Raw genomic sequence first — 17,766 nt, 5'->3', positions numbered from 1 at the left:
GTCACTCGCCGTCCTTCTTCTTGTCGTCGTCATCCACGACCTCGGCATCCACCACATCGTCATCAGCGGACGAGGAGGAGCCCGCACCCGAGGCAGCACTGGCGGCACCTGCAGCGCCCTGGGCGCCTGCACCATCAGCGGAGCCCTGCTGGGCGTAGAGGGCCTGGCCGATCTTCTGGGCAGAGGTCATCAGCTCGCTCTGGGCGTTCTTGATCTTGTCCATATCCTCGCCCTTCAGAGCCTCTTTCAGAGCGTTGACCTTGTCGGTGACCTCCTTGGCCACCTCGTCGGAGATCTTGTCCTTGTTGTCGTTGACCAGCTTCTCGGTCTGGTAGGCGGCGGACTCGGCGGCGTTGCGGGTGTCGGCATCCTCACGACGCTGCTTGTCCTCAGCCTCGTGGGCTTCGGCCTCCTTGACCATGCGATCGATCTCGTCCTTTGGCAGGGCGGAGCCACCGGTGATGGTCATGGACTGCTCCTTGCCGGTGCCCTTGTCCTTGGCGGAGACGTGCACGATGCCGTTGGCATCGATGTCGAAGGTGACCTCGATCTGAGGAACGCCGCGCGGAGCCGGAGCGATGCCCGTTAGCTCGAAGGTCCCCAGAGGTTTGTTGTCACGGGCGAACTCGCGCTCACCTTGATAAACCTGGATCAGCACGGAGGGCTGGTTGTCCTCGGCGGTCGAGAAGACCTCGGACCTCTTGGTGGGGATGGCGGTGTTGCGGTCGATCAGCTTGGTCATGATGCCGCCCTTGGTCTCGATGCCCAGTGAGAGCGGGGTCACGTCGATCAGCAGCACGTCCTTGCGGTCGCCCTTGATGACGCCGGACTGTACGGCAGCGCCGACAGCCACGACCTCATCGGGGTTGACGGTCTGGTTGGCTTCCTTGCCGCCGGTCAGTTCCTTGACCAGGTCCTTGACGGCGGGCATACGAGTGGAACCGCCGACCAGCACCACATGGTCGATGTCCTGAACCGAAATGCCGGCATCGTGCAGCACGTTGTTGAACGGCGTGCGGCAGCGGCCCAGCAGGTCGGAGGTCATCTCTTCGAAGTGCGCGCGGGTCAGGGTCTCGTCCAGATGGACTGGAGTCCCGTCGGGGGTCATGGCCAGGTACTGCATGGAAATGCTGGTGGACGAGGAGGAGCTCAGCTCCTTCTTGGCCTGCTCAGCAGCCTCCTTGAGCCGCTGCAGGGCGATCTTATCCTTGGACAGATCCACGTTGTACTTGTTCTTGACCTCGCTGACCAGCCAGTCGATGATCTTCTGATCCCAGTCGTCACCGCCCAGCTTGTTGTCGCCATTGGTGGCCTGGACCTGGATGGTGGAGAAGCCGTCGTCATCCTTGCCGATCTCCAGCAGGGAGACATCGAAGGTGCCGCCGCCCAGATCGAAGACCAGGATGCGCTCGTCCTCCTTGCCCTTCTCCAGACCGTAGGCCAGAGCTGCAGCAGTGGGCTCGTTGATGATGCGCAGGACGTTCAGACCGGCGATCTTGCCGGCATCCTTGGTGGCCTGGCGCTGGGCATCGTTGAAGTATGCAGGGCAGGTGATGACCGCGTCAGTGACCGGTTCGCCCAGGTAGGACTCGGCGTCCCTCTTGAGCTTCATAAGGATCTGGGCCGAAATCTCCTGAGGGGTCCACTTCTTGCCGTCGATCTCGACGGACCAGTCGGTGCCCATGTGGCGCTTGACCGAGCTGATGGTCCGGTCCACATTGGTGACGGCCTGACGCTTGGCCACCTCGCCGACCAGAATCTCGCCGGACTTGCTGAATGCCACCACCGACGGCGTGGTCCGCGCGCCCTCAGCATTGACGATTACGGTGGGCTCGCCGCCCTCCAGGGTTGCAATGCAGGAATTGGTGGTTCCCAGATCGATGCCAACTGCACGTGCCATACTCGTTACCTCCTGATGAAATTGGGCGTAGGGCCTGACCCCGCACCTCGTCGTTCACGTTCTCCGCTCGCGCTTCGTTCGTGGTCCCGATGGCCGGCTCCCGTCGGCCCGGGCAAGCAGCCATCATGACCACTCCGAAACTTGAGCCTACATCACTCAACTTCTTATGGCAAATATTATTCCCGGTTCTTCGAAATTGTCGAGCACAACAATGGTCAATGCGATGAAAACGTATGCAATTATTTATCTTCACGACCTGGACTCAATGTATGTGATTCTAGAATAGAATGGAGGGACACGGTTGACCAATGGTATTGCTATCGTTGTCATACAACTGCTGATCAATAAGACGGCCTGTTTCAAGGAGGAGATACGTATGACCGATAACAACGTGAACGACGATTGGTGGAAACAGGCGGTTGTATATCAGATATATCCACGCAGTTTCAAGGATGTCAACGGAGACGGCATTGGCGACATCCGAGGCGTTACCGAAAAAATGGAATATCTTCGAGATCTGGGCGTAGATGCCATCTGGCTGTCGCCCTTCTACCCATCGGAATTGGCCGACGGCGGTTATGATGTTATGGATTACCGGAACGTCGACCCGCGTCTGGGAAGCATGGCTGATTTCGACGAAATGGCCGGAAAGGCCCACGAAATGGGTCTCAAGGTCATCGTGGACATCGTGCCCAACCACACGTCAAACAAGCACCAGTGGTTCCAGGATGCCCTGCGGTCGGCCCCTGGCTCCCCAGAGCGAGACAAATACATCTTCCGACGGGGCAGAGGCTCGAACGGCGAACTACCGCCAAATGGCTGGATGTCCTTGTTCGGAGGGCCGGCCTGGGAACAGGTTGACGATGGCGAATGGTACTTGCATATATTCGCCAAAGAGCAGCCTGATTTGAACTGGAAGAACGAGCAGGTTCACGAAGCCTTTAAGGACATATTCCGCTTCTGGTCCAATCACGGCACGGACGGCTTCCGCATCGACGTGGCCCATGGTCTGGCCAAGGATCTGGACAGCCGTCCCCTGTCCGAGCTGGACAAGTGGCCCGTTCAGGAACAGTCTGAGTATCACAGCAGTGAGCATCCACTATGGGACAGACCTGAAGTACATGATATTTATAAGGAATGGCGAAAGGTCTTCAACGAATTTGAACCTCATCGCTTCGCAGTCGGAGAAGCCTGGGTCGTACCTGAGCACCAGCATCTGTACGCATCCGAGAACGAACTAGGACAGGTCTTCAACTTCGAGTTCGCCAAGGCTAATTGGGACTGCCAGGCCTTGTACACCGCCATTGCCGAAGGTCTGCAATCCGCCGAGGATTCCGGGTCGACCACAACATGGGTGATGAGCAACCACGATGTGGTCAGACAGGCCACCAGATACGCCCTGCCTCAGGTGGACAGCTCCTCTTATCATCAACTCGACAAGGACTGGCTTCTTCGAGATGGGCAGACGTATTTCGAGGACCGGGCCAAGGGCACGCGCAGGGCACGCGCTGGATTCGCCCTGGAAGCCGCCCTGCCCGGCTCCGTGTACATCTATCAGGGTGAGGAGCTTGGCCTGTTCGAGGTTCCTAATATCCCCTGGGATCGTCTGGAGGATCCGACTGCGCACCGAACCCGCGGCAAATACACTGAAAAAGGCCGCGATGGATGCCGGGTCCCCCTGCCCTGGGTCGCCGGAGACACCCCTGCCCCCGCAAAATGGAATCCCGCCTTTGGAGAAGGGGCATCCTTCGGATTCTCCCCCTCGCACACCAAGGATGGAGGTCCAGCAAGAGACCCTCACCTGCCACAGCCCCTTTGGTTCAAGGACTTTGCCGTAGATAAGGAGGAAAGCGACGAGACCTCGATGCTCTCCCTTTATCGTAAAGCCCTCAGTCTACGGGCCACACTGCTGACCCCCACAGGCAACGTGAAGGTTACAGCCCTGACTGCCACAGAGGGTCGGATTTCCTACACACGCGAGGCACTTGTCGATTCCAAGCCTGCGGAGCTGACCTGTCTGACCAATTTTTCACAGACACCGGCCTCCCTTCCACAGGGTCGGCCCATTCTCGTATCAGACAGCCTTACCGACGATGGCCTGCTTCCCCAAGACACAACCGCCTGGGTTGTTGGCGAAGTGGAGGAATAACTGCTGAAGGACGCTGAGTCCAAGGCAAGCAACAGGGTTCTGCGGCAATATTGGGATTGCTGCAGAACCCTGTTGAAGAATCTGGCACGCGTCAGAGCATCTGTTATCCTCCGAAATACCCGCGGCTCCAACAGCATCCCGAGAAGCAACCATGACCACTCATCACAATATTGCCAGGCAACCTCAGTGAGTGGTCGGTGACATTGAGGCATTTGCAACAAAATGGTTGAAGGCGCCATTAAGCAGGGGCGTATGCACCATGATCAGAGTCCCGTAGCCGAAAAGCAGCAGCAAAAAGAGGCCTTGGGGCATATAGAACCACGATAGGACCAGTAGAGCAAGATATAGTGCGTCAAAAAACACCATGATCAAAGTTCGCCCGAGGTTGGCCAAGGCAAATACCCATGCATTGAACAGGGTGTGGCCAATGGTGTTTTCAAAACGCGACTGCAAGGCCCAAACCCACTCGAACCCCAACACCCACAAAATACTGAAACCAAACTTGACGATCAGCAGCGGCGTGATTTGGAGAACCACCCAAGCGTAAACCAACAGCAGGAGCAGGGGCCCGAAAACAAGCCATATCATGGTTGCCTTGACTAAGTTTGAACGGAAAGCCCGAAAATAGTTCGATGTCACATGCCCTTGCCCCTCTAGACTCCTCCTGGCCGCATCATGGCCAGCGGTCAGAGCAGCCCCGATGGATATCAAGGGAATTGACGTGACCACCATGAGGATGTTGATCCATATCGCGTCAATGAGATCTGCGAGGCCTTTCATAAAAACTGAATCAGGAGAAAGAAAATTCAATGGAACCCCCAAGCCGGGAAAGGGCAGGAAACCAGCAACGACACTCGTTCCATACCGTGTTGCCGTTTTCCATGATAACCCACAGCAAGCTGCCGTAGATTCTGTCATCCGCTGATGATGCCTTTCTGGCTGATCAGACAGAAGACCAGAGCGTTGACTACCCGATGTCGTTTCCAGCACGTTGCTGGCTCTTGCGGCTGCTGAAGCATATGCTGGGCTGACCGTATTTTAATCAAGCGCGCTATCATCAGATATCTGAGTACCGTTGCGGCATCCTATTGCAGGCGCTGGTCTTGGCTCAGCATTGACGAGGAGTTATCCATGGAACCCACAATCCAAGACGTGGCCAGACAAGCGAATGTTTCCGTGTCCACCGTTTCCCGATCGTTCACCCGACCAGAACTGGTTTCCGAGCGCACACGTTCCAGGGTCCTGTCAATTGCGCAAAAATTGAATTTTTCGATTTCGCGCTCCGCGACCGCTCTCAAGTCAGGCCAGTCCCTACGTGTGGCGGTTCTCATCAGCGGCCACTTGAACACTTGGTTCAATTCGACCATCGTGGAAGGATTCAACGAGGTCTTTTCACGCAACGGCTACGACATCTCCATCTGCCAGATCACCAGCGGCCAGGCACGAAGAGAATTCTTCGAAGCATTGCCGGTGAAGCGCAACGTCGATGCAGTCATCGTCACATCCTTCGACATTGAGGCCTCCGAGGTCTCTCGCCTTACGAGTATCAACGTGCCGATCCTCAGCCTTAACGTTACCGAGGAGAACGGCTTCACGGCTTCGGTGCGCAATGACGATTTCAATGGCGGCATGGTGTCGGCCAATCATCTGATAGCTCTTGGGCACAAAGGTATTGCATACATTCGTTCAACTCCTGTTGCTTCCCTTCGTTTCAGCGTTCAAGCCAGATTGGAGGGATTCTTAAGTGCCTGCAAGGCAGTCGGTATCAAACCAACGGTCCTGGCAGCTCCGGCAACCGAAAACCCCACCAGTGCCGTACTGGCAAAACTGGAAAGCATGAAGACCAGGCCCACCGCAATCGCCTGTCAGGAGGATGCCCTGGCAATACCGCTGATTTTCCAGCTGCAACGCTTCGGTATCGCCGTTCCCTCGGACATGTCCGTGATCGGATACGACGACAGCAGATTCGCAGAGGACATCGGGCTGACCACCATTCGGCAGAAACCCTATGATATGGCAGTTTCACTTGCCAAGAAGACCCTGCAGCTTATTGAGGGAAACACGCCGGAAAACCGGCATGAGCTTATTGCTCCCACATTGATCCTCAGATCGTCCACCGGTACGCTCAAGCGTTGAAACATCCATGCTGCGAGTCAGCGCCTGTTGGCCTGATGCTCCCTCCCCCCAAGGTATAAAAGCTCCCCTCAATGCAGAGTTCGTCTTAGTATTTCTGCATCCCATTGACAACAGCCCTGAGATTGGCAAAGAAGTTGATACCCTTAATGGTTTTGATGTACTTGTCCTGTATATCCTTGCTGTAAATCAAGCCGTACCTGAATACCGCAACGATCACTCATCAGCAGAATTCGCCTGGCACCGATTCAGCAATTCCACTGCTTCAAGACCCGATCACCTTTATAGAAACCAAGGACTCCGAAGTGTGCCGTATACATGCGCAGCAATCTCGCATCTATGGGATCAAGCCCAAGCCATCGCACAGCCAGGATCCGCAGCACATGTGCATGGGCTATGAGAATCACATCCTTGCCATCAAGAACTTGCGGCGCTATAGCCGCGATCGCCATATCGACACGCTCAGCGACCTCCTGAAGGGATTCTCCAGAGGTGACATGTACCTGCACATGGTCACCGCCTGGAAGCACTTCCTCCCGATCAGCCTTTGGCAGGTTCATCACGGCAGCAGGCCCGTCAGACCATACATCCCAGTCACGGCCTAGCTCCTTACTGAGGTCCTGACGAATCTGGCCCTCGGCGTGACCATAATCCCACTCCATTATTTCAGGCATAGGGAGTGGCTGATCGAAGCCAGCCTGCTGTGCAGTCTGCAAGGCGCGCTTAAGCGGACTCACATATACACAATCCTTTTCGAATCCATGTGGGAAGGATTGCCTAAGACGGACACCAGCCTGTCGAGCCTGGATCATTCCCTGTTCAGTCAGCGGTATGTTCGTCCTACCCGTGTACTGACCTGATACGCTCCAAGCTGTTTGACCATGGCGCAGCAAAACCACTGAACCCGGCTCCGAGGCATCCTTGCCCACATTCCCGTCTGCGTTAAGCATGACTTGACCTTATCACTGCAGAGGCCCAACCCTCTTTAAGGCCCTATCCCTGGCCAGGAGGGAACCAGTGCAGGACGAATGCGCCTCCACAGAGCAGCCGCTGACCCATGAACCAACTTTGCTGATTAGTGAATTAGGCGAGGTGTCGCCACGATTGCATAAGCCCGATAGCGCAGGAGGAAATCGCAGCAGCAGGATCGGGCGGTTGTCAACGTCTATCCCCAATGCAAGCGACTGATGACCCCTTGCGTGTGGGATAATGGACCTATGACGGACTCAGGACGGGAACCTGGCAGGATGGCCGACCAAGTGGTCGGCATGCTTCATCAGGTGGATGACAAGGTGAATGACATGCGCAACTCGATTGAATCGGACCCAGAATCGTTGGCAGACAAGCTGGTCAAGTTTGCGCTTCCCAGCATCGCCGCACTCCTGGCGGGCAAGCTCTTCCAGTCTTTCTGGAGCGGACTGGTCCGCAAGCGCAACGGAGGCTTTGACAGCCCCGAAGAGGATCAGGAGAGCGCTACCGCCGGTCTCCTCTTCGGCGTTCTGTCGGCAGCCGTCACCGCCCTGGTCTCCGGCCTGTCCGAGCGTGGTTCCCAGGCTCTGATTGATCGCCGCCACCAGCGCTGAAAGCATAGGATGCTAACTGGCAACCAGGCAGTGCTCGATAACGCTGATTGCGTGATTTTAACGACAAGGTCTTGCATTGGCAGGCATTGACGGCAAGAATGTCAAAATGACCTTAACAAATTCACAGAAAAACCCGGCCACGAATCCGGCCGATAATCCCACCATACGGACTCTGCTTGAGCGACGCTCCATCCGTGGATTCACAGACGAACCGGTTGACGACCAGACCATCGCCCTGCTAGAGCAGGTGGCCCAGCATGCAGCGACCAGCCGGTACTTCCACGAATGGTCGGCCATCAGAATCACTGATCATGATGAGGCGCTTGCCATCGCCGATATGGCCCATCAACGCTATGTCGCCGAAGCCCCGCTGCTCTACATCTTCCTAGCCGACCAACGTCGCAATGCAGATCTGGTCCGACGATTCAGCGATGATGTGGATCCGGATAGCACACTGCTCAACTCCGGGTATGTCTTCCTGCAGTCGCAGAATGATGCGGTTCTGGCCCTGCATGCCATGGAGACCGCAGCCAATGCCTTGGGCTTGGGCGGAGTTATTCTGGGCAGCGTCATCAATGACACAAACAGATTGATTGATTTGCTCAAGCTGCCCAAACTGGTCTATCCGGTGCTGGGTCTTGCCATCGGCCATCCAGCCCAGAATCCAGATCCCAAGCCCAGGATGCCTCGTCAGGCGCAAATTTTCACCAACACCTATCAGAGGGCCGACGACGATGCGAATATGATGGATGCCCTGGCTGACTTCGACCAGACGGTCACCCGCTACTATCGCGACATCCGGCACATGGACGCTCCCCACCGCTCATTCAGTGCCATTATGGCTGACAAGGTTCGCGATCCCGCCTCCGGTCATGAACCCATGCTGCATTCGATCCGCCGACAGGGATTCGACCCTGCCTGCTAGGGGAACGAAATCCCTGCCAGCCAGTGAACCATGATGGCCACCAGACAAGTTCACCTGCCTAGTTCACCAGACTTAGGTGAATAAACAAAATCCAATCGGCCCCAAACAGCGAGATCAGTGGAATCCAATCTTGCTGCTTGGGGTCTTTGGAATCAATCAGAATCAACTTGGCAATCACCAAGAATGCATGAGCTGCAGAGGCAATGACTGCCTCACCTGTGACGAGGCTTGTACCCACGTTTGCGGCTGTGTGGTTTCGAAGATCGCGAGGCAGCCCTCATACGCTGGTAGGAGCCCGGCTCATGGCTGGTCAGATGCCAGCTTCCGCAGTAATCACAACGGTAGACCCACAGAAGAACGTTGCGTTCGACCATGCTGCGGTCGGCGGCCTGCTGGGCCTTGGCCCGATCGTGATACATGATCTTGGACGTAGCAGCGCAACGTCGTGGGGTGAAATAATGCATGACAGTGTACGACTACCTCGGAACCGGTCTCATTATCCTTCTGCGCATCTTTTTGCACTAATGGCACCCAATGCCCGATAAGACAGGTCCTGCCAGATGGCGCAAACCGATGATGCAAGATCAGACTGGCAGGGCGCAATCCTTCATAGTTCGAAGCGTTAAAAACCGGACGGACGTGAGTGACCCTACGGCATGGATCAGGGCAGGTCGTGACCGGCGCTCAGGTAGAGGTCGTACCATTCCTGGGCGGTCAGATCTACATCTGCACCAGCGGCCATCTGGGTGATGCGCTCAGGGTTCATGGATCCCAGAAGCACCTGTATGCCAGCGGGATGCCGCAGAATCCAAGCCACTGCGATTGCACTCTTGGTCACTGCATGCTGCTTGGCCAGCTTGTCCAGCTCGGCATTGAGCTCGGGATAGCGGGGATTGTCCAGAAAGACACCATCAAAGTATCCGGTCTGGAAGGGGCTCCAGGCCTGAATGGTCATGGACTTCAGCCGCGAATAGGCCAGAAGACCGCCATCATGGTCCAAGCTGGGATCATCGCCCATATTGACATGGATCTCCTGGTCGACCATGCCGGTATGTCCCAGGCCGAACTGCAGCTGGTTGACCTCCAGCCGCTGGCTTACAGCGCTCTGCAACAGCTCCACCTGCATGGGGTTGACGTTGCTGACGCCGAAGTGCCGAACCTTCCCGCTGGACTGCAATTCATTGAAGGCCTCAGCCAGATCGTCCAAGTCGACCAAGGTGTCGGGACGATGCAGCAGCACGAAGTCGACATGGTCGGTCTGCAAATTGACCAGCTCTTGATCCAATGCCTTCAGCAGGTGATCCTTGGAGAAGTCATAGCGAGTGATCTGGTCGCTGTCCGGGTTGCGGAAAATGCCGAACTTGGTCTGGATGCCCACGCTGTCACGGTCTACACTCAGATCCTTCAGAGCCTGTCCCAGGGCTCGGCTGCTGGCCCCGGCATGATAGCAGTCCGCTGTGTCGAAGAAGTCCACGCCCGCATTCATGGCCGTCTCCACAATGGTCCGCGCCTCCTCGCGGCTCTTCTGATCGATCCGCATGACCCCCAGGGCCACACGGGAGGTCCGGAATCCTGACCGTCCTAAATTCATGTATCGCACAATGTCCTCCTCTTGATTGACGTCTAGGCTCGAGTCTACCCGTACCAGCTACCTCCAGCCTTGTGCGGTTACTCCAGCAGGTTGCTGCGCAGGGTCTCCACCTGGTCCGGCCCGAACCCCAAAGCCTGACGCGCATAGGCGAAGACATCCCCGTAGGCCTCGACCATGGTTTCTTGGGCATGCGCCAGGTATTCCTTCTTGACGCAGAGCGCAATCTGCAGGGCGTCCAGTGAATCCTGGTCGAAGCCTCTGGCACGGAATTGGTCCAGCAGTTGATTGTTGGCCGCAACCCTCTCTTGGTTGGTCTTCAGATAGTCCGCGAATATCTGGGCGTCGTCCACCTCCAGCAGCCAGAGCACCAGCGCCGCGGCGAACCCAGTCCGGTCTTTGCCGGCAAAGCAGTGGAAGAGAGTGGCCCCCTGGGTGTTGTCCACGACGATGCGTAGGAACCTCCCATACCCCTGCTGGGCTGCAGGACTCATAACCAGGTCATGGTAGACATTCAGCATGTGCCCGTTGACCTTATTCGCCAAACCCAGCGAGGCAAAATCGTCCAGGCTGGCGCTGTTGGTGCCACTTTGCTCCAGCAGATCAATGTTGGTAAAGGTCACACCTTCAAGCCGATCGTCTGGACTCTCCTGTATCTCGAAAGGCCGACGGAAGTCCACGACCTGAGTCACCTGGTAGCGGTCGACCAGTTCCCTCTTAGTTTCTTCGTCCAGACCCACTAATTGCCCGGAGCGGATGAACTTATGGGGACGTACCAGACGGCCATGAATGGTCCCTATACCTCCCAGATCCCGAAAATTGGTAATGTTCATCGACGACCTCCCTAAGATCCGCCCTGTCTCCAAGCCATCCCCGTCTCTATGAAAATCACAGAAACCCAGCATGCCAGCGCACAATCAACGGCAACAAGCATTGCACCCAAGGTACCATTACCGTTGCTATGCAGACACCTCATGGTTGGCATCAAAAGCTGCTGTTGAGGAATTGGGTGGGTTTCGGGTCACCGCTTTGCGGTCAAGGCCTCCCTGATAGGCGTGCGGCCTGCGATGATGTTGTAGATCCTACCTTTGGTCTGTGGCAGGTCGACGCAACCGGCCAGGCATTGTGCCACATCGGGGATTGGTATGGGTCCGGGCCCGTCTGGCTCTACCTGGATGGCTCCTTTGCCGTCCTGCTCGGTCAGGCTGCCTGGCTCAATAATGGTGTAGTCCAGTCCGGAATTGATCAGATACTGATCGGCCATGTTCTTGGTCACGTAGTAATCGGCGAGGGAGTCAATGGCAGGCTTGACCTGAGGCTGTTCCCAGCGCAGCCAGTCGGCTGCATACATGGCCCCCAGCATGACGTATCTGGTGATGCCGACTGCTTTAGCGGCCTCTATGGTCTTCATGGCTCCCAAAGCGTCAATCTGGTTGATGTCTTTACCTCGCGAGCCCGCAGTGAAAACAACAGCGTCCGCATGCATCTTACGGAATGCGTCGGTTATCTGGGAGAGCGGGTCATGCAGGTCCAGGGTCATAGTCTCCACCTGCTGGCTGGCGGGAATCTTCGAGACTCCTCGTGCGCAGGCCACCACCTCATGGTCGGCTTTGACCAGATCCTCGAGAGTCAGTGCACCCACTCTGCCGGTAGCTCCTACAAGAATGATTCTTTTACCCATACTCATCCGCTTTCTTTCACATATGTGTTTACGCGCCTGATTCGGCTATTTTTATTTTAGGTGTCCTGGGCCACAAACAACAGGCGGTAAGTATGAGACAGTTTCGGCAACAATGCTCTCGAAGATCAAATCACAGACTGCCCAAGTAAAAGGCAGCCTTCTATATTCCGATTAACCGTATTCCATTGTTTGGCATGTGTCTTTGCGCATGGAAGCTGGAATCCTCAAGACTGGGTCTGAGTCTGGTATCAGAAAGGAGGTATCTTCAGGAACATTTTCCTGAAGATACCTCCAATATTTATGTGTTGTGGCGGCGGTGTGCTACTCTCCCACACTCTTCCGGGTGCAGTACCATTGCCGTGCTGGGTCTTAGCTTCCGGGTTCGGAATGGGACCGGGCGTCTCCCCCAGGCCATGACCGCCGCGAATCTTCAATTCTTCCGATCCCGTGGGGTCGGGGTCTCCTGGCGGTTTGGGGACCGGATGGTGGACGCGTGTTCCGTGTGCTTCGATCGTCTGTGGCTGTTCGTGCATATTGCCGCAGGCAGGATGCGCAGTAAGGGTTGATGCCGCCACCCCTCCAGGGGGGTGGGTGTTGTGTTGTCTTCGACCATTAGTGCCGGTCGGCTCCGCCCCTTGCGGGGTGTCCACGTCCGGTCTATCGACCATGTGTTCTGCATGGGGTCTTCAGAAGCCGCAAGGCTTCATGGAATCCTTATCTTGGAGGGGGCTTCCCGCTTAGATGCTTTCAGCGGTTATCCCATCCGAACGTAGCCAACCGGCCGTGCCGCTGGCGCGACAACCGGCATACCAGAGGTTCGTCCACCCAGGTCCTCTCGTACTATGGGCAGGGCTCCTCAAGATTCCAACGAGCGCAGAGGATAGAGACCAAACTGTCTCACGACGTTCTGAACCCAGCTCGCGTGCCGCTTTAATCGGCGAACGGCCGAACCCTTGGGACCTGCTCCAGCCCCAGGATGCGACGAGCCGACATCGAGGTGCCAAACCATCCCGTCGATATGGACTCTTGGGGATGATCAGCCTGTTATCCCCGGGGTACCTTTTATCCGTTGAGCGATGCCGCGTCCGTACGCCGGCACCGGATCACTATCTCCGACTTTCGTCCCTGCTCGACCCGTCGGTCTCGCAGTCAAGCTCCCTTGTGCGATTGCACTCAACACCCGATTGCCAACCGGGCTGAGGGAACCCTTGGGCGCCTCCGTTACTCTTTGGGAGGCAACCGCCCCAGTTAAACTACCCGCCAGGCACTGTCCCTGGCCGGGATGACCGGCCGAGGTTAGAGCCAGATGAGGACAGAGCGGTATTTCACATTACGGCTCCACGGATGCTGGCGCACCCGCTTCGAAGCCTCCCGCCTATGCTACACAGTCCGCACCTAACGCCAATACCAAGGTATAGTAAAGGTCCCGGGGTCTTTTCGTCCTTCTGCGCTTAACGAGCATCTTTACTCGTACTGCAATTTCGCCGAGCTCCTGGTCGAGACAGTGGGGAAGTCGTTACGCCATTCGTGCAGGTCGGAACTTACCCGACAAGGAATTTCGCTACCTTAGGATGGTTATAGTTACCACCGCCGTTTACCGGGGCTTGAATTCACCGCTGCCCCCCCGAAGGGGATGACGGATCCTCTTAACCTTCCGGCACCGGGCAGGCGTCAGTGCATATACAGCGACTTACGTCTTCGCATGCACCTGTGTTTTTGGTAAACAGTCGCTACCCCCTGGTCTGTGCCGCCCCCGCCGGCTCCGCGCGTGAAGCGCCTCACCGGCAGGGGCCTCCCTTATACCGAAGGCACGGGAGTGATTTGCCGAGTTCCTTGACCAGGATTCGCTCGATCGCTTTGGTATACTCTACCTGACCACCAGTGTCGGTTTAGGGTACGGGCGGCGCCACTCCTCACGCCGAAGCTTTTCTCGACGGAACGGCACACCGGATTCGGGGCACAAGACCCCCCATCATCACACCTCGCGCTCATGCCGGGCGGATTTGCCTGCCCGACGCGCCGCATGCTTGACCACGGATAACCACCACCGCGGCCCGGCTCCCGTTCCGTGTCACTCCCGCGCTACCCGCCACGCATCCACACGCCGGTCCCATGCCATCGGACGGTCCGAAGACCACCACCCGACACAGGTAAGGGCACGCTTCCACGTCTTGGATTGGACGGCTTGACGCCGGTAGGAGAATATCGACTCCTTCATCCATTCGACTACGCCTGTCGGCCTCGCCTTAGGACCCGACTCACCCGGGGACGACGAACGTGGCCCCGGAACCCTTGGTCATCCGCCTGCGGGCGGGATTCTCACCCGCCTCTCGCTACTCATGTCTGCATTCTCACTTCCACGCGGTCCACGGCCGGCTCACGCCGCCGCTTCACCCCACGCGGAACGCTCTCCTACCCAGCACAGCAAACTGCGCTGCCGCGTCTTCGGTGGCGTGCTTGAGCCCCGCTACATTATCGGCGCGGAACCACTAGACCAGTGAGCTGTTACGCACTCTTTCAAGGATGGCTGCTTCTGAGCCAACCTCCTGGCTGTCTATGCGACTCCACATCCTTTCCCACTTAGCACGCGCTTAGGGACCTTAGACGACGATCTGGGCTGTCTCCCTCTCGACGACGGAGCTTATCCCCCGCCGACTCACTGCCGCGATACACCTCACACGTATTCGGAGTTTGGCTGCTGTCGGTACCCGATACGGGCCCTCAAGCATCCAGTAGCTCTACCCCATGGAGGCACTCACGCGACGCTGCACCGAAATGCATTTCGGAGAGAACCAGCTATCACGGAATTTGATTGGCCTTTCACCCCTAGCCCCAGGTCATCGGCCCGGTTTTCAACCCAGGTCCGTTCGGTCCTCCACGCGGTCTTACCCGCGCTTCAACCTGCCCAGGGCTAGATCATCCCGCTTCGGGTCCAGGACACGCGACTGGAAACGCCCTTATCGGACTCGCTTTCGCTACGGCTGCCCCACACGGGTTAGCCTCGCCACGCACCACTGACTCGCAGACTCATTTTTCGATAGGCACGCCGTCACCCCGAAAGGCTCCGACGGATTGTAGGCACACGGTTTCAGAAACTCTTTCACTCCCCTCCCGGGGTGCTTTTCACCTTTCCCTCACGGTACTCGTACGCTATCGGTCAGACAGGAATATTCAGGCTTACCCCACGGTCGGGGCCGATTCACACGGGATTCCACGAGTCCCGCGCTACTTGGGAACAAGAACCGGCAGGCGGCGCGCCTTCGGCTACGGGGCCATCACCCTCTACGGCCGGGAATTCAATCCCGTTCGCCTCACACGCCGCTTTATCACTGCCGCCGGGCCCGTCGGAGCCCGGACGCCAAGTCCCACAACACCCATGCCGCAACCCCCGACGGGTCTCACACGGCACCGGTTTGGCCATCATCCGCTTTCGCTCGCCACTACTCACGGAATATCCTTTCCTGCAGGTACTGAGATGTTTCACTTCCCTGCGTACCCCCCGCACGAATGCGGTGCCGGCCCATAACAGCCGGCGGGTTACCCCATTCGGACACCCTCGGATCAAAGCCCTGTCGGCGGCTCCCCGAGGCCTATCGCGGCCCCACGCGTCCTTCATCGGTCCTGTCTGCCAAGGCATCCACCATGCGCCCTTGCCGACAACACGACCACAGGCCATGCCACGACAACAACAACTGCGAACTGCCAGACGACAAATCATCACACTAAACGATCACAAAACGATCGACCCGAACCCACCAAACATGGGCCCGGACGAAACAATACAGCAGACAGCCAGCCCGAAAGCAAAGCCAGCCATCCGCTCGCGTCCACTATCCAGTTCTCAAACCACCAGCACACCATCAGGACCCGCCACAGGGCAAAACCCCCACGCAGGACCCGACGGGCATCAGGAACACCACCCACAAGGGTGGCGGTCCGGGAACCCAACAGCGCATCCATGCCACAGCCTCAAGACCGTTCCACGCCAGCACGCCCACGCCAGCCGGCCAGACGGCCGGCCCGCAGGCACGACCCCCACGCAGACCACGCAGGGGAATTTCCATAATCTCCGTAGAAAGGAGGTGATCCAGCCGCACCTTCCGGTACGGCTACCTTGTTACGACTTAGTCCCAATCGCGGACCTCACCTTAGACGGCTCCCCCCCTCGCGGGTTGGGCCACCGGCTTCGGGTGCTGCCCACTTTCATGACTTGACGGGCGGTGTGTACAAGGCCCGGGAACGCATTCACCGCGGCGTTGCTGATCCGCGATTACTAGCGACTCCGCCTTCACGGAGCCGGGTTGCAGGCTCCGATCCGAACTGAGACCGGTTTTCAGGGATCCGCTCCATGTCACCATGTCGCATCCCGCTGTACCGGCCATTGTAGCATGCGTGAAGCCCTGGACGTAAGGGGCATGATGATCTGACGTCATCCCCACCTTCCTCCGGGTTAACCCCGGCGGTCCCCCGTGAGTTCCCACCATAACGTGCTGGCAACACGAGGCGAGGGTTGCGCTCGTTGCGGGACTTGACCCAACATCTCACGACACGAGCTGACGACGACCATGCACCACCTGTGAACCGGCCCCGAAGGGAAGCCACGTCTCCGCGGCCGTCCGGCACATGTCAAGCCCAGGTAAGGTTCTTCGCGTTGCATCGAATTAATCCGCATGCTCCGCCGCTTGTGCGGGCCCCCGTCAATTTCTTTGAGTTTTAGCCTTGCGGCCGTACTCCCCAGGCGGGATGCTTAACGCGTTAGCTCCGACACGGAACCCGTGGAACGGGCCCCACATCCAGCATCCACCGTTTTACGGCGTGGACTACCAGGGTATCTAATCCTGTTCGCTCCCCACGCTTTCGCTCCTCAGCGTCAGTGACGGCCCAGAGACCTGCCTTCGCCATCGGTGTTCTTCCCGATATCTACACATTCCACCGTTACACCGGGAATTCCAGTCTCCCCTACCGCACTCCAGTCCGCCCGTACCCGGCGCCGATCCACCGTTAAGCGATGGACTTTCACACCAGACGCGACGAACCGCCTACGAGCTCTTTACGCCCAATAAATCCGGATAACGCTTGCACCCTACGTATTACCGCGGCTGCTGGCACGTAGTTAGCCGGTGCTTATTCGAAAGGTACACTCACTCTCGCTTGCTCCCAATCAAAAGCGGTTTACAACCCGAAGGCCGTCATCCCGCACGCGGCGTCGCTGCATCAGGCTTGCGCCCATTGTGCAATATTCCCCACTGCTGCCTCCCGTAGGAGTCTGGGCCGTATCTCAGTCCCAATGTGGCCGGTCGCCCTCTCAGGCCGGCTACCCGTCGAAGCCTTGGCAGGCCATCACCCCGCCAACAAGCTGATAGGACGCGACCCCATCCCATGCCGGTAAACCCTTTCCCACACCATCATGCGATGATGCGGAGCATCCGGCATTACCACCCGTTTCCAGGAGCTATTCCGAAGCATGGGGCAGGTTGGTCACGCATTACTCACCCGTTCGCCACTCTCACCAGACAGCAAGCTGCCTGGATCCCGTTCGACTTGCATGTGTTAAGCACGCCGCCAGCGTTCATCCTGAGCCAGAATCAAACCCTCCACAAAAAACCATGAAGAAGGCCGAAACAGCCCACATCAATAATTGACGGGCCAGCTTCCATAAGGAGGAAACCAACCCACGAAAAACCCCGACACCCCTCACAACGCTCCCACGTACCCGACAACAGCCGGGCGGGCATCGGACTGGCAATCAAAAAGCTATAAGTAGCACAAACACGCTCTTGAGTTCTCAAACCACCACCACACCAACA

11 protein-coding genes and 3 rRNA genes are annotated in these 17,766 nt (G+C 57.5%); 4 read left to right on the top strand and 10 right to left on the bottom strand.

All coding sequences use genetic code 11. The features are described from left to right. Window position 1 precedes the first annotated feature (1 nt). Entirely contained in the window at window positions 2-1,900 is a 1,899-nt protein-coding gene (dnaK, locus tag ACUIAI_RS00070) for a molecular chaperone DnaK (RefSeq protein ID WP_445342216.1), read from the bottom strand. A 376-nt stretch (window positions 1,901-2,276) separates the two neighbouring features. Between dnaK and ACUIAI_RS00065 the strand changes: the two genes are divergently transcribed. Continuing rightward, window positions 2,277-4,049 carry a glycoside hydrolase family 13 protein gene (locus ACUIAI_RS00065; RefSeq protein ID WP_445342215.1) on the top strand — a complete coding sequence of 591 codons (1,773 nt, stop codon included), beginning with the start codon at window positions 2,277-2,279 and terminating at the stop codon, window positions 4,047-4,049. A 183-nt stretch (window positions 4,050-4,232) separates the two neighbouring features. On the opposite strand, the gene ACUIAI_RS00060 is transcribed toward ACUIAI_RS00065, so the two are convergent. Then, a complete protein-coding gene (locus tag ACUIAI_RS00060) occupies window positions 4,233-4,859 on the bottom strand; it encodes a DUF624 domain-containing protein (RefSeq protein ID WP_445342772.1) in 627 nt (208 codons plus the stop codon). A 321-nt stretch (window positions 4,860-5,180) separates the two neighbouring features. On the opposite strand from ACUIAI_RS00060, the gene ACUIAI_RS00055 reads away from it, so the two are divergent. Next, window positions 5,181-6,185 carry a LacI family DNA-binding transcriptional regulator gene (locus ACUIAI_RS00055; RefSeq protein ID WP_445342214.1) on the top strand — a complete coding sequence of 335 codons (1,005 nt, stop codon included), beginning with the start codon at window positions 5,181-5,183 and terminating at the stop codon, window positions 6,183-6,185. Between the two features lie 245 nt (window positions 6,186-6,430). On the opposite strand, the gene ACUIAI_RS00050 is transcribed toward ACUIAI_RS00055, so the two are convergent. Next, on the bottom strand, window positions 6,431-7,132 hold the full coding sequence (locus tag ACUIAI_RS00050; protein ID WP_445342213.1) for a histidine phosphatase family protein: 702 nt from the start codon (window positions 7,130-7,132) through the stop codon (window positions 6,431-6,433). A 267-nt stretch (window positions 7,133-7,399) separates the two neighbouring features. Between ACUIAI_RS00050 and ACUIAI_RS00045 the strand changes: the two genes are divergently transcribed. Together ACUIAI_RS00045 and ACUIAI_RS00040 are read left to right on the top strand one after the other, a co-directional pair. Beyond that, window positions 7,400-7,765, top strand: a complete 366-nt coding sequence (locus tag ACUIAI_RS00045) for a DUF4235 domain-containing protein (RefSeq protein ID WP_445342212.1) — start codon at window positions 7,400-7,402, stop codon at window positions 7,763-7,765. A 106-nt stretch (window positions 7,766-7,871) separates the two neighbouring features. Beyond that, complete coding sequence (locus ACUIAI_RS00040; RefSeq protein ID WP_445342211.1) at window positions 7,872-8,690, top strand: nitroreductase family protein; 819 nt, start codon at window positions 7,872-7,874, stop codon at window positions 8,688-8,690. Window positions 8,691-8,902: 212 nt separating this feature from the next. Here ACUIAI_RS00040 and ACUIAI_RS00035 read toward each other — a convergent pair whose 3' ends face one another. The 7 genes from ACUIAI_RS00035 to ACUIAI_RS00005 all read right to left on the bottom strand — a co-directional run bounded on the left by ACUIAI_RS00035 (window position 8,903) and on the right by ACUIAI_RS00005 (window position 17,560). Further along, window positions 8,903-9,154, bottom strand: a complete 252-nt coding sequence (locus ACUIAI_RS00035) for a hypothetical protein (protein WP_254478150.1) — start codon at window positions 9,152-9,154, stop codon at window positions 8,903-8,905. A 197-nt stretch (window positions 9,155-9,351) separates the two neighbouring features. Then, on the bottom strand, window positions 9,352-10,290 hold the full coding sequence (locus ACUIAI_RS00030) for an aldo/keto reductase (RefSeq protein ID WP_445342210.1): 939 nt from the start codon (window positions 10,288-10,290) through the stop codon (window positions 9,352-9,354). Window positions 10,291-10,358: 68 nt separating this feature from the next. Then, window positions 10,359-11,111 (bottom strand): tyrosine-protein phosphatase, encoded by a 753-nt coding sequence (locus ACUIAI_RS00025; protein ID WP_445342209.1) that lies wholly within the window; start codon window positions 11,109-11,111, stop codon window positions 10,359-10,361. 188 nt (window positions 11,112-11,299) lie between these two features. Further along, the gene (locus tag ACUIAI_RS00020) at window positions 11,300-11,965 is read right to left on the bottom strand and encodes an NAD(P)H-binding protein (RefSeq protein WP_445342208.1); all 666 of its coding nucleotides are present in this window, start codon (window positions 11,963-11,965) and stop codon (window positions 11,300-11,302) included. Between the two features lie 302 nt (window positions 11,966-12,267). Beyond that, window positions 12,268-12,384 (bottom strand): 5S ribosomal RNA (gene rrf, locus ACUIAI_RS00015). Window positions 12,385-12,552: 168 nt separating this feature from the next. Next, a 23S ribosomal RNA gene (locus ACUIAI_RS00010) occupies window positions 12,553-15,623 on the bottom strand. A gap of 411 nt (window positions 15,624-16,034) precedes the next feature. After that, window positions 16,035-17,560: ribosomal RNA gene (locus ACUIAI_RS00005) — 16S ribosomal RNA — on the bottom strand. The 16S, 23S and 5S rRNA genes sit together here, the layout of an rRNA operon. Window positions 17,561-17,766: the final 206 nt, after the last annotated feature.

The sequence above is a fragment of the Bifidobacterium sp. ESL0827 genome (assembly GCF_052606685.1).
This window is presented reverse-complemented; position numbering and strand designations above follow the sequence as displayed.